The sequence below is a fragment of the Paenibacillus alginolyticus DSM 5050 = NBRC 15375 genome (assembly GCF_000422905.1).
In the GTDB taxonomy this organism is placed as follows: domain Bacteria; phylum Bacillota; class Bacilli; order Paenibacillales; family NBRC-103111; genus Paenibacillus_E; species Paenibacillus_E alginolyticus.
On record NZ_AUGY01000026.1, the window covers coordinates 59,537 to 72,642 of the forward strand.

Annotated in this window: 15 protein-coding genes; 7 read left to right on the forward strand and 8 right to left on the reverse strand. The window is 43.0% G+C overall.

The genetic code is table 11. The features are described from left to right. Positions 1–3: 3 nt before the first annotated feature. The 5 genes from G519_RS0113830 to G519_RS42945 all read right to left on the reverse strand — a co-directional run bounded on the left by G519_RS0113830 (position 4) and on the right by G519_RS42945 (position 3,753). Positions 4–546, reverse strand: a complete 543-nt coding sequence (locus tag G519_RS0113830; protein ID WP_029195208.1) for a chromate transporter — start codon at positions 544–546, stop codon at positions 4–6. Positions 547–561: 15 nt separating this feature from the next. Continuing rightward, complete coding sequence (locus G519_RS0113835) at positions 562–1,206, reverse strand: chromate transporter (protein ID WP_051253381.1); 645 nt, start codon at positions 1,204–1,206, stop codon at positions 562–564. 255 nt (positions 1,207–1,461) lie between these two features. Then, on the reverse strand, positions 1,462–2,046 hold the full coding sequence (locus G519_RS0113840) for a YitT family protein (protein WP_029195210.1): 585 nt from the start codon (positions 2,044–2,046) through the stop codon (positions 1,462–1,464). Between the two features lie 169 nt (positions 2,047–2,215). Continuing rightward, positions 2,216–2,698 carry a YhcN/YlaJ family sporulation lipoprotein gene (locus tag G519_RS0113845; protein WP_029195211.1) on the reverse strand — a complete coding sequence of 161 codons (483 nt, stop codon included), beginning with the start codon at positions 2,696–2,698 and terminating at the stop codon, positions 2,216–2,218. Positions 2,699–2,823: 125 nt separating this feature from the next. Beyond that, positions 2,824–3,753, reverse strand: a complete 930-nt coding sequence (locus G519_RS42945) for a DMT family transporter (protein WP_051253382.1) — start codon at positions 3,751–3,753, stop codon at positions 2,824–2,826. A 226-nt stretch (positions 3,754–3,979) separates the two neighbouring features. Here G519_RS42945 and G519_RS42950 point away from each other — a divergent pair, with 226 nt between their 5' ends. The 5 genes from G519_RS42950 to G519_RS0113875 all read left to right on the forward strand — a co-directional run bounded on the left by G519_RS42950 (position 3,980) and on the right by G519_RS0113875 (position 7,926). After that, positions 3,980–5,371, forward strand: coding sequence for a spore germination protein (locus tag G519_RS42950; protein WP_161632921.1), 1,392 nt, complete (start codon positions 3,980–3,982; stop codon positions 5,369–5,371). Between the two features lie 24 nt (positions 5,372–5,395). Then, positions 5,396–6,190: a GerAB/ArcD/ProY family transporter gene (locus G519_RS0113860; protein WP_029195212.1), complete on the forward strand. Its 795-nt coding sequence runs from the start codon at positions 5,396–5,398 to the stop codon at positions 6,188–6,190. Next, positions 6,084–6,485, forward strand: coding sequence for a GerAB/ArcD/ProY family transporter (locus G519_RS52955; RefSeq protein ID WP_084160155.1), 402 nt, complete (start codon positions 6,084–6,086; stop codon positions 6,483–6,485). Before G519_RS0113860 ends, G519_RS52955 begins: the two co-directional genes overlap by 107 nt. Continuing rightward, a complete protein-coding gene (locus tag G519_RS0113870; protein WP_029195214.1) occupies positions 6,478–7,599 on the forward strand; it encodes a Ger(x)C family spore germination protein in 1,122 nt (373 codons plus the stop codon). Before G519_RS52955 ends, G519_RS0113870 begins: the two co-directional genes overlap by 8 nt. A gap of 114 nt (positions 7,600–7,713) precedes the next feature. Continuing rightward, on the forward strand, positions 7,714–7,926 hold the full coding sequence (locus tag G519_RS0113875) for a hypothetical protein (protein WP_029195215.1): 213 nt from the start codon (positions 7,714–7,716) through the stop codon (positions 7,924–7,926). A gap of 95 nt (positions 7,927–8,021) precedes the next feature. Here G519_RS0113875 and G519_RS0113880 read toward each other — a convergent pair whose 3' ends face one another. The 3 genes from G519_RS0113880 to G519_RS0113890 all read right to left on the reverse strand — a co-directional run bounded on the left by G519_RS0113880 (position 8,022) and on the right by G519_RS0113890 (position 11,159). Further along, positions 8,022–8,516 (reverse strand): hypothetical protein, encoded by a 495-nt coding sequence (locus G519_RS0113880; protein WP_051253383.1) that lies wholly within the window; start codon positions 8,514–8,516, stop codon positions 8,022–8,024. Positions 8,517–8,618: 102 nt separating this feature from the next. Beyond that, positions 8,619–10,070, reverse strand: a complete 1,452-nt coding sequence (gene katA, locus G519_RS0113885) for a catalase KatA (RefSeq protein ID WP_029195217.1) — start codon at positions 10,068–10,070, stop codon at positions 8,619–8,621. Positions 10,071–10,277: 207 nt separating this feature from the next. Then, positions 10,278–11,159 carry an NAD(P)-dependent oxidoreductase gene (locus tag G519_RS0113890; RefSeq protein ID WP_029195218.1) on the reverse strand — a complete coding sequence of 294 codons (882 nt, stop codon included), beginning with the start codon at positions 11,157–11,159 and terminating at the stop codon, positions 10,278–10,280. A gap of 5 nt (positions 11,160–11,164) precedes the next feature. Between G519_RS0113890 and G519_RS53520 the strand changes: the two genes are divergently transcribed. Together G519_RS53520 and G519_RS0113895 are read left to right on the forward strand one after the other, a co-directional pair. Next, on the forward strand, positions 11,165–11,434 hold the full coding sequence (locus G519_RS53520; RefSeq protein WP_084160156.1) for a pentapeptide repeat-containing protein: 270 nt from the start codon (positions 11,165–11,167) through the stop codon (positions 11,432–11,434). A 105-nt stretch (positions 11,435–11,539) separates the two neighbouring features. After that, on the forward strand, positions 11,540–13,069 hold the full coding sequence (locus tag G519_RS0113895; RefSeq protein WP_036632894.1) for an MDR family MFS transporter: 1,530 nt from the start codon (positions 11,540–11,542) through the stop codon (positions 13,067–13,069). The last annotated feature ends 37 nt before the right edge of the window (positions 13,070–13,106 follow it).

Consider the following 13,106-nt stretch of genomic DNA (forward strand, 5'->3'; position numbering starts at 1 on the left):
AAATTACTGGAAAAATACGATGCCCATAACACCCGCAAATACGATGACCATAAAGGGATGCAGCTTATATTTGATAATGACCACAAAGGCACCTGCCGCAATAAGTACCGTCGCAATTTGGTCCCAAGATATTTGGTACTTCACTGGACCTAACCCCGACCACCCGAAGTGTATCGCTGCAAAAATGATAAAGCCTGTTACAACTGGTTTCAAGCCATAGAAAGAAGATTTAAACCATTTATTCGCGTGCCACTTATACAAAAAAGCGGCTAATACAATAATAAGGATGAGCGAAGGCAGCACCATTCCTAACGTAGCTGCAATAGCGCCAGGCATGCCTGCCGTATGAAAACCGATTAAGGTAGCACTATTCGTTGCAATCGGTCCTGGTCCTGTACCTGCTAAGGATATCACGTTATTAAAATCATCTGCAGTAAGCCATTGATGCCTCTCCACCTCAAGTTGGATAACAGGCATCATGGCATAACCGCCTCCGAAGGAGATAAGGCCAGTTTTAAAGAAAGTAATAAATAAACTTAAAAGCATAATCCACCTCAATCCTCAAATCCCGTCTGCGATGAAATAGTCGGCAGGACGATTGCTTTTGTCCCCTGCCATAGCGTCTTCTTGCTTCTTGATTGGACTCTTCATTCCCCAGTGTTGTTTCAAGAAAACAACGACAATCCCGACCAATAGGCCGAATATAACCATTAAAATGGGGGATATCGGTAGGAAGAGCAGCAGAAGCACGGTGCCAACTGCAGCTGTTAGTGTCATAATATCTACAATCGAGGATTTCGCCATTTTGTAAGCAGCGGCAGCGATTAATCCTACGATAGCGGCATGGATGCCTTCCATAATAGCTTGCATTTTCGGATAACTTTGAAGGAAAGTGTAGATGATGCTAAGCAGTATCACGATAAAAAAGGTAGGAAGCGTAATGCCGACTACGGCTGCTACCGCTCCTCTTATCCCTGCCAAATGATATCCAACTAAAGCTGATACATTAACGCCAATACCACCCGGAGCGGCACCTGAAATAGCAAGCAGTTCCGACATCTCATCGTCGGTCATCCACTTGTTCGTTACGACAACTTCTCTTTGGATTGCAGGAAGCATGGCATAACCACCACCGAATGTGAGTGGGCTGATACGAAGAAACGTCCAAAAAATATTTAGTAAATGACGAAAGTTATTCATCGGCATGTTGGTAGACCTCCCCTGCACTTGATTCTATTTTGAACTAAAGACGGCATATTGTCCAATCAAAAGTTTTAATCCCTTCTCACATTATCGCTTATAATGCAGGATGTACGTCTAACTCAATCCCGATCATCCCGATTATTTTGCTAAGTTTAATTTATTTTGGTTAAAAGGTGATCTCTTACCGCTTTATCTATGAAAACAAAAAAATGCGTACTCTACAGTTGTAGGGGACGCATTTTGGGGTGCACTCCAGTGCTATTTCAATTTCATCGTACAAAAACTAGTCGCTAAACCGCCTGCGGTAATTGTAAGGATGGAAAGCAGAAATGTTTCAGCCGACAGCAGTAGTCCTCCAAGGCAGATAATTACACCATCGGTGATAAAAATAATGATCCCCACATTGATCGGAACCCATTTTGAGAAATATTGAGCCAGCAAGTCCGTTCCTCCGGTACTCGTTTCATAACGCAGCATGATTCCTATTCCAGTACCCACAATAAATCCGCCGATCACGGAGCTGCTGAATGATGTTAAATCCACATAATATAAGAAAAGTTCACTGTATGGCCCTAGGAAATCGATCACGAATGAAGAAAATAACAATCCATAAATACTGTTGTAAAACATGTCACTGTAATGAAACCATACCAATATGAAGATAGGAACGCTGCACAAAAACATAATAAGTCCCACTTTGAATCCAAATAAATAATGGATAATAAGAGCAATTCCAATAAGCCCGCCATCCAGTATCTTATAAGGCATCAGAAAAAAATTGATACCTATTGCGATCAGTAAACTTCCCAAAATGATTGCTGCATGCTTTTGTAGCGAAGGCAAACAAACCAGCTCCTGTAAAAGGCTTGTCTGATTCATATGCTGTTAAGAGAAATAAAAGAATATAATCTTTTTATAGACGCGAACATACTGACCGAGCCCAGTCCAAAAAAGCAGCAGGCAGCCGGTCAAAGTGCCGGCTGCCTGCTCATAAACCATCCCTGATAAGAAATTATTTGGCGGTCGGGAAAACCCGAGCTACGATCTCTTTAAACTGGTCAACAAAACCGGCAACAGGCCTTCCTTGTTGAACATCTTGTACATAAGTATTGAAGCGGTTCACCAAATCTGGATTCGTTGAAACGTAAACATTCTGGATATTTGGATCCGTTGCCTTGACTTGATTGGCAATTTGATCTTCAATATCACGCGTTAATTGTTGATCGTTTTTTAGCACAGCTGCAACATAGGCATTTCTTTTGGTTACCAGCACATTTGTTTGTTTTACGCTGCCTAGCTCTACAATTTTAGCTGCCGCTACTTTCGCTATTTGGATGCGATTATCCTCATTCACTGGTTGTTGAACTTGCTGCTGTTTAATTGGTGCATTTTGCTGGTTTTGGGTATTTGGTTTAGCTGCACAGCCCGATAGTAATATCGACATGGTCGCTGCGGTTAAAATCAAAACTTTATGAGAACCTTTAGTTACTAACATCGTACACCCCTTATCTGTTTTATTCTTTATGTGTTTGTGGTTAGTATGCTTTACTGATCATTTTCATATTCATTTCAATCATTTGGAGTAAATCGATTCATGAAAAAAACCTAGCGAAAGCTCCGCTAGGTTTTTGCTATCTCTATTCTTGCGCCTTTTGTTTGCCGTTTCTTTATTGCATAATTCGTGATGTACACCCCAACAACGATCCATATGGCACCTAAAAGATGATACATCCTTAACGATTCCCCGGTAAAAGCTGTTGCAAAAATGGCACTGAACATCGGAATTAAATTCAGAAAACCCGCACACCGCTGTGGTCCAACCAGCTCAATTGCTCGATTCCAGCTCAAGAAAGCTACAATCGAAGCAAACAAACCAATATAAATGAGGCCTGTTACAAGAGAAGGACTCCAATCAACGTGTGGCGACTTCCACGCCCACTCCACGGCTGAAAGCGGAAGAAGCAGCAGTAAGGCCACAGTCATTTGAATTAGTAAAAAAGGACTGGATGGGAAGCGTCCTGACATTTTTTTCATACCCACCGAATATAAAGACCAACACAGAACGGCCACTAGCATGAACAGGTCGCCTTTGTTAAATGAAAGACTCAGCAGCGCCGATACACTCCCTCGACTAATAATCCAGCTTACACCAGCCATGGACACCAAAATTCCTGGTAAAGCCGACCACGCGAATCGCTCTTTCATAACTAACCAGGTTAAAAGCACAACCATGATTGGCGTGGCCGAATTCATTAACGAAGCATTAATCGAACCCGTATATTGGACAGCCACATAAGTTAAGGTATTGAATCCGGCAACACCGGTTGCGGACAGAAAAAGGATCATTTTCCAGCTGCGGAGAAATTCAGCTCTTAGCTGCCAAGCCTGCCTACCGAAGAATGGAAGAAGACAAAGAAAAGCAATACTCCAACGTAATGCAGCCAGCGTAATCGGTGGGATGTGAAGGACAAGCGCCTTGCCAGCAACAAAATTGCCTCCCCATATACATGTGGCGAGAACTAGCAGAATGTAGGGGGAATGTTTGATCATATCGATTCGTGCTCCTTTTTGAATAACTCGTGGATCATTCACTTCATCACATATTCATTCACCATGATAACATATGATTCAACCTACTAGGCGATGTATGGAAAATAAGACGCGCTTATTTGGGATATTTTCCGCGAACTCGCATAGTGAATTCACAAAAGAACCATAATAAAGAATGGAAATATTGGGCAATCCTGAATCACAGCGAGGAAGGAGATCGATAAGCATGAACGGAGACTTGAAGAGTGAAACTAGTCTGCTAGAGCAAACATTGCAATTGCTCAGCGATTGCTCGGATCTATCTCATCTGCACCTCCCACTTCCGCAAATTAATATCATTTATTTCGGTCACCTTGTCAGCACAGATGCACTGAGAAAAGATGCATTAGAGCCCTTCAATGATAAAAATGCTGATATGGTCGCAATCCTGAGCCAATCTTTCTATAAACATAAGTCGCAAGCAAGCGAACTCGTTACTGGCATTTTGGCTGGAAATATCGCTATTTATTATAAAAATAGAGCTTACTTGTACGATGCTTACGCGCCTGAATCTCGATCCATTCAAAGTTCTGAGACAGAAGGCGTCATTAATGGTCCTATGGACTCATTCACCGAATCGCTGAATACAAATTTATCTTTGATACGGAGGCGTATCAAGGATTCTGAATTAAAAGCGGTCACCTTCACAATCGGTACTAGAACTGGAACGACGATGGTTCTTCTTTACTTGGAGGAAATTGCAGAACCCACACATGTGCAGCATTTAAGCGAAATGATTGAAAACCTAGATATCCAAACAATCTATGATACGAATACACTTGCACAACACTTAACATCTAACAAACTATCGATTTTCCCGCAATTCTTGACAAGCGCACGACCTGATCATATAGCAGACAAGCTAACAAGCGGCAAAATAGTGGGGCTGCTCGACGGGAGTCCAATTGCTTTCAGCGCACCAACCTCGTTTATTGAATTTTTCTCATCACCGGACGATTATTATCAACCAAGGGCCGTTGCCTCTGCGGTTCGAATTCTACGCTTCATTGCCTTATTCATCACACTTTGCTTCACTGCCTTTTATGTATCTTTAGTTACTTATCATTATGAAATGATTCCACCATCTCTATTATTAAACTTAATGGAATCACGTAATAAAGTGCCGTTCTCGCCTCTTCTAGAGGCCATTGTCATGGAAATGACTATTGAACTGCTTCGTGAAGCAGGCGCACGCTTACCAACCAAAATCGGTCCGACCATCGGTACTGTCGGCGGGATCGTCATCGGACAAGCGGCCGTTCAGGCTGGTATTACAAGCAATATCCTCATTATCTCAGTTGCAATTTCGACTATCGCCTCCTTCGTCATACCAAGCTATATCATGAGCTCTTCCATACGCTTGCTGCGATTTGGGATCATTATTATGGCCGGTCTCCTCGGAAATTTCGGCCTAGTGTTTGGACTGAGCTTTATTATGATTCAACTTTCTGGTTTAAACATGTTTGGCATCTCTTATTTATACCCAATTGCACCGTCGAAGCCAAGTCGTTGGTTAGAACTTATTATCCGAGCACCTATGCATATTTTGACCAAACTCAAAAAACCTCCCATCCAATAATCCGAACAAATGAAGGAGACACTCATGCGCGCAAAGCTTCCATTTTATCAGACCACCATTATGGCAAACTTCGCTCAAACCGGTGTCGTCGTATTCAGCCTTCCTCGGCTATTATCTGAGAATATCGGTACAAATGGGTGGTTAGCTTTACTTATCTGTTCTTCCGTTGCCGCTTTCAATATACTGCTCATTTTATTCGTCTATCGATTAGGTAGAGGGAGATCTATTTTCGAAATTTCGCAATCTGCTTTACCGAAATTCATTTTAGTTCCTTTTTTCGGGATTTTAGCTGGATTATGGGCAATTCTAGGCAGTTTGGTTGGTAAACAATATATTTTAATTCTAACATCGTTATCTTTCCCCTCGCTCCATCCCGCGTATTTGTATTTTTTGTTTGAGATTCTTGTTTTCTTGCTTTTAACTAAGGGCATTATGAGTATCTCCAGTACAGCGGTTCTTTCATTTTATGTAGTTGTTTGGAATTTTTTACTAATTATTTATGTCTATAAAGATTTTGATCTATCACGAATGACTACCTTTTGGTTTAAGGATGCCACTCACTCCTTCAAAGGATGGATTGAGATTTACATAGCCTTTCTAGGTTATGAACTTTGCCTTTTGCTATTTCCATATACCAATGAAAAAACACATTTAATCCGCGCTTTTCAACTTGCAAAATCTGATCACCACATTTTCTTATACGTTAACTGTATTGGTTGCCTTTGGCTTTTTCAGCCTGCATCAACTTCAGCATTTGAAGTATCCAGTACTCAATTTGCTCTCGTATGTGGAACTCCCCTTTGTGCAGCGAATCGATGATCTCGTGTTTAATATTACTTTGTTTCGAGTTCTCATTACGAGTGTCCTATACAGTTGGGCAGCAATTGTAACGATAAAATGGCTCCTACCAACTTCAAACAAGCAATGGATACCCTATGTTATTTTAGCGATTTTCCCATTAGCTTCCTTTTTTGTCATACCCTCTGCGCTTGAAAAGACAGAACATTGGTTAAGTCTGTTTGGATTTGCTGAAGTAGGGGTTGCTTTCTTACTGCCGATCTTCCTATTGGTCATCCTTTTAATTAACAAATATCGAGGGCGAAATTATGCGTAACTGGGTCTTGGTTGTCTTCCTATTGAGTCTTACCGGTTGTGTCGAACAAAATCGCCTTGAGAAATTAGGCATGTCTGATACCGTTGCTTTGGACTCCGTGTATGAAGAGAATGGAAAGCCTTCTGAAAAGGACGTGTCTACGGCTATCTCCATCCCGAAGGCTGGAACAATGGACACACAGCAAGCAGATATTCTGCAAACCATAGCTGAATCCCCTAAAGATGGGCGGAGCAAATTGTCCCGTAAAATCAACAAAGTCCTTGTTTCAGGGCAATTGAGAAGTATGCTGTTCGGGAAAGACTTGGCTAAACAGGGGATTTGGAAGGCACTTGATTCCTATCGCCGCGATTATACCGTTGGAGAAAAGCTGAAAATTGTCATAGTTAACGGTAGTGCGGTAGACATGTTGACACATAAATATGCACAGATACGATCCATCGGGAGTCACATTGATCAGTTATTAACACAAGAGGCCAAAATCCATGAGGTTCCTGACGTATCACTCTACAGTTTCGTACGTGACTATTATGATGATGGTACGGATCCAATCGCTCCTATGCTTTTGGTAAAAGGTGATAATGTTGAAATTGACGGGATTGCCCTTTTCAAAAAAGATCGTTACATTGGCAAAATTTGTTCCGAACAAACCGTACTATTTGCTATTCTCAATAAAAGCTTCAAAATGGGTGAGTTCGATATTACATTTATGGATAGTTCCTCTGGGCGAAAAGAAAGTGCAATGGTTAGTTCAATCGCAAGCAAAAGAGAAGTCATCGTTAACAAGCAGGAGAGTGAAGGTAAGATCCCACAAGTCGTTATTCGTATTCGCTTAAGCGGCAATATATTGGAATACACAGGAAAATCTACATTCAAAAAAGAAGAAGAGCAAAAAAAATTAGATCGGGATTTGTCTGAAGCCATTCGCGAACAATTACAAGCGATAGTTAGCCATGTGCAGCGCAGCGGCGGGGATAACTTGGGTATCGGTACTTATGTCCGCAATAGCATGAGCTATGAAAATTGGAACAATTTGAATTGGAAATCCATTTATCCCCGTGCCGATATCCGTGTAGAAGTCGATACCAAAATTCGTGACTACGGCATGATTCGATAGCCTTTCAGCTTGAAAATTGCGATAGCCATTCCAGACTCTTTTAACGTTTAAGTTCCTGTGCTAGAATCAGAGGAATGGCTTAACGAGACAAGGAGCCCGGAGGTGAAAAGCCCAATGAACAAGACACTGTCAACAGATATGGAATTATTTGCGGCAGCGCTCTCTCAAGTTAGGGTAGCAGTCATTCAACATACAGCAGATGATATCCCTGTTTTCATAGCTGCAGGCGTGATTGAAAAGTATACGCCTCATTACGTAAAGATTGGCGAAACGAATTATTTGCGGGATGAAAGTGAGTTCCGTATTGAGGAACGCTCCAACCCTTAGCCTCAAGGATAAACGACTCCGTCGTCCTTCAGGGACGAGCGCGTTTGTCAAGACTGATGACGCGAAGTGTAATAAAACTTATACTTTCTTATCTACTAATAAAAGGTCACTTCACTATAGGAACCTAGTGGAATCAATTCTTGTAAATAATCGTACATAGCCCTTTTTTCCTTATCATGGAGCAATCTAATCGCATGGAAATCAAAGTGAATAATACTATCCGCAGCTTGATATCTGTTAAATCTTAAACGACCATACGGAAATAGTCGGTTTATCGCCTCTATAATGCCATATTGATTCAAGTTTCTGCGCATCGCTGTTTCGACTATAGCTGCCGGTATTTCTTGCAGTTGCGGGACTTTATCGGGTTGAACCGCGCTGTAAGCCTTAATTTGAAAGTTGACATAAGGATATAAGTAACCGTTTGCATAATGCTGTAGGCTTTGAACATCCTTCTCGGGCAAGTACAAATCTCCATTCCAAGCGTAGATCGTCGCTTTATGCTTTTCAGGCGTATGAATCCTTATATATCTTAAATGCGGAAAACGATTTCTTACAAGTTTCTCGGACAATAAACGAGTTCCCACCATGATCACCTCTCCAGATTATGCCTTTCTCCCTACAGCATATGCCATAGAAAAAAGACAGCTATCCTTTTGTGACGAAAAGGTAGCTGCCTCTCACTATTCACTTTATTCCGGTATGGATAACCCAAGACCCTCTGCCACGCGGATTCCATATTCGGCATCAGCCTTATAGAAATGACCAATCTGTCTGAGTTTAATTTCATCCGACTCAACAGGTTTCATTGCACCAACTATCGTTTGAACAAGACGAGTCTGTTCCTCTTCACTTAGCAGACGATATAAATCACCCGGTTGTGTGTAATGATCATGATGATCGTAGGCGACACTGTCAGCTGACCCAGACACCTCATAGGGTGCTAGTTTATCCGCAGGCGATTCCTTTGGTCCACCAAGGCTGTTCGGCTCGTAATATACGGAACCCCCGCCATTGCTATCCGCACGCATTTGACCATCGCGCTGATAGTTATTCACTTCACTCCGTGGGCGATTGATTGGCAAAGTCTGATGATTAGCCCCTACCCGATACCGATGAGCATCCCCATAAGCAAACAATCGACCTTGCAGCATTTTATCTGGTGATACATCGATACCTGGTACGAGCGTCCCTGGCGAAAATGTCGCTTGCTCTACCTCAGCAAAATAATTTTCTGGATTACGATCCAGCACCATACGCCCAACTTCAATTAACGGGTAGTCTTTCTGTGACCACACTTTCGTGACATCGAATGGATCAAAACGGTACGTATTTGCATCTTCCAACGGCATAATCTGTACACATAGCTTCCAGGCTGGGAAATCGCCTTTTTCAATCGTATTAAACAAGTCCTCGGTATGATAATCCGGATTGTCAGCCGCAAGCTGTGCAGCCACATCTGGTGCTAAGTTCTGAACACCTTGTTCGGTTTTAAAATGATACTTCACCCACACGCCTTCACCCTCGGCATTTACCCATTTGAACGTATGACTGCCAAAACCATGCATATGCCTTAGCGTTGCGGGAATCCCCCGATCGGACATCAAAATCGTGACCTGATGCAAAGATTCAGGAGATAATGACCAGAAATCCCAGACGGCATTTGGATTTTTCAAGTGAGTTTGAGGGTGTCTTTTCTGTGTATGAATAAAATCAGGGAACTTAATCGCATCGCAAATGAAAAATACAGGCGTATTATTGCCGACCAAGTCATAATTGCCTTCATCCGTATAAAATTTCACGGCGAATCCGCGCGGGTCCCGGACAGTGTCCGAAGAACCATTCTCACCCGCCACAGTTGAAAAGCGAACGAACAATGGAGTACGCTTGCCTACCTCTGAGAACAAGCTCGCTTTCGTATACTTCGTCAAATCTTGCGTGACTTCAAAATAGCCGTGTGCTCCCGCACCTTTGGCATGAACGACTCGCTCAGGTACGCGTTCCCGATTAAAGTGTGCCAGCTTCTCTAAAAGGTGGACATCCTGAATCAACGTCGGCCCCCGTGAACCCGCCGTTATCGAGTTTTGGTTGTCCCCCACAGGAGCTCCCCAGCTGGTCGTAAGCTTGTTTTTTTCCGTACTCATTTTCGAATCACCTCTTCAGTAAAATGTTGAAACGCAGAGTAAAGCACTCTCACTCGCTTACAGGATTATGTATGTGACAACCTTCCATTTCCCTTATACATATGTATTCGAGAACCTGTCACGTTATGATGCTGCGGTTATAGCCCCTAAACCAAAAACAAGCCCCCCTCACGGGATGCTTGTCTTCCTTCAAAACCTTATTTCGAGCTACTTATCAATAAGTTTGAATAAAGCTTGAGTACCGCTGTCTTCTTCGCCGCTTGCTGCTAACTGCTCATAAAGAGATTTCGCCAATGCAAGTCCTGGCAGCTCCACTTTCATTTCCTCGGCAGATTGAAGCGCGATCTTCATATCTTTGATGAAATGCTTCACATAGAACCCCGGAGCAAAATTCCCAGCAATGATGCGCGGGGCTAAGTTACTTAAGGACCAGCTTCCCGCCGCGCCCGACTCTATACTTTTGAGCACAGTCGAAGGATCGAGGCCTGATTTCTTCGCATATACCAGCGCCTCAACAACGCCCATCATATTACTTGCAATTGCGATTTGGTTGCACATTTTCGTATGCTGGCCTGCACCTGCTTCTCCTTGGTAGACGATGTTGGTGCCAATTTTCTGAAAAAGCGGCAGCATGGCATCAAAAGCTTCACGTGAGCCCCCAACCATAATCGATAGTCTCGCTTCTTTAGCTCCAATATCACCTCCAGAAACAGGAGCATCTAGTGAAAATACTTGGCGTGCCAGTGCTTGTTCATAAATCTGTTTGGCCAGCATTGGACTAGAGGTTGTCATATCAATGACGTAGCTGCCAGGCTTAGTGTTAGAAATAATGCCATTTTCGCCTAAATAAATCTCTTCTACGTCCTTAGGGAAGCCTACCATTGTAATAATTACATCACATTGCTGCGCTAATTGACCCGGTGAATCCTGCCAGTGAGCACCCCGATCCAACAGCTCTTGTGCTTTGGATTTCGTTCGATTATATATATGTACCTCATATCCTGCTTGAATAAAATGGCCTGCCATACTTTTCCCCATGACACCTGTTCCTACTAAGCCTAGAATCGTTTGTGCCGGATTGACTACCACAATGAATGCCACCTCTCATTTTTACAGTTGCTGATTTCGAATGTTACATTCTTAAGTTATCACCGTCTGTGCATCTGGTCAAACTGACGGGAGCGAAGATTTCTAAATCCAATCTTAGAGGAGCCAGCTTCAAGAACTGCACGTTAGATCTAGTAGAGTTTCGTTCTTGCGATTTAACTGGTGTATGTATGGATAACCTACACTTTACAGGAACTACTTTTCATCATTCCAATCTAAATGGTGCCAAGATAGATAAAGTGACCTACGCTTTGTAAAAAGGGTTTTAAAGCCAACTTAAGTCATGTTACTATCATTTAGTGGTAACTTTTCCCATATAAAAAATTAAATCGGATTCAGAGAAAGTGAGGAAATCAATTATTATGGCAGCGCAAAGCAAGAACAAAGGTCTAGGCATTGTCATTGCCGGACTATTGCTGGGTATCCTAATGGCAGCCATGGACAATACCATTGTAGCCACAGCCATGGGCACCATCATCGGAGAATTAGGCGGATTGGATAAATTCGTTTGGGTCACTTCGGCTTATATGGTGGCGGAAATGGCCGGCATGCCGATATTCGGCAAGTTGTCCGATATGTACGGACGTAAAAAGTTTTTCATCTTTGGTGTTATCGTGTTTATGCTTGGATCCATCCTATGCGGAACTGCAAGTTCGATTATAGAGCTAAGCATCTATCGCGCTATTCAAGGCATCGGCGGCGGCGCCATGATGCCGGTTGCTTTCACGATTATGTTCGATGCTGTTCCCGTAGAAAGCCGCGGTAAGCTTGGTGGATTGTTCGGCGCCGTGTTCGGCATGTCCAGCATTTTCGGCCCACTTTTAGGTGCTTATATTACAGACTATGTGAACTGGAAATGGGTATTTTACATTAACCTGCCTCTCGGTTTAATCTCACTTGCTTTTGTCGCTTTCTTCTATCGCGAATCCGTGGAGCATTCAAAACAACGAATCGATTGGTGGGGCGCTCTTTCACTCGTTGGTGCCATCGTATCCCTCATGTTCGCTCTAGAATTAGGCGGCAAGCAATACGCTTGGAATTCATCTTTTATCCTTGGTTTATTCGCGCTGTTTGCGGTCTTAACAATCATTTTCATCTTCGTTGAGCGCCGAGCTGCCGAACCTATTATCTCTTTTGCAATGTTCAAAAATCGGTTGTATGCATCAAGCAATGCCGTTGCCATTTTTAGCGGCGGTGCTTTTATCACAGCCTCTGTCTATATCCCTATTTTCATTCAAGGTGTATTAGGAGGGACTGCCACCAATTCCGGTTTAGTACTACTTCCAATGATGTTAGGATCTGTTGTAACGGCAACTGGCGGCGGTTTCTTAATGAATAAAATGAGTTATCGCGCGATTATGATTCCAACGACCTTCCTTCTTATTGTCGGAACAGCTCTCTTGACGACATTATCGCCAGCATCCCCTCGCTCACTTGTCACGATCTACATGGTTATTATAGGACTTGGAATCGGGGCTTCCTTCTCTGTATTAAGTAATGCTGCCATTCATCTATTCGAGACGCGGCAGCGTGGTTCAGCCTCCTCAACATTGAACTTCCTCCGCTCCTTGGGGATGACGCTGGGTATCACTGTATTCGGAATTGTTCAGAGTCATGCTTTAACGCGAAAATTGACGGATGTATTCGCCGGTCAAGGTCAAGCCGGAGCTGAAATTCCAACCGGGGACTCGCATGCGCTGCTTGATCCAGCGAAACGAATGGAGATTCCTGCACCGGTTCTCGAGAAAATCACTACCGCTTTATCATCTTCCATCGTTCTCACTTTTGCTTGGACGGTAGTTCCGGCTGTTCTTGCCTTCATTTGTGCGATCGCGATGAGCAAGGAGAAGTTGGATCCAACTCAAGAAACGGAAGCAGCTATATCACATTAAGTCAAGGATAAACGACTCCGTCGTCCTTCAGGGACGA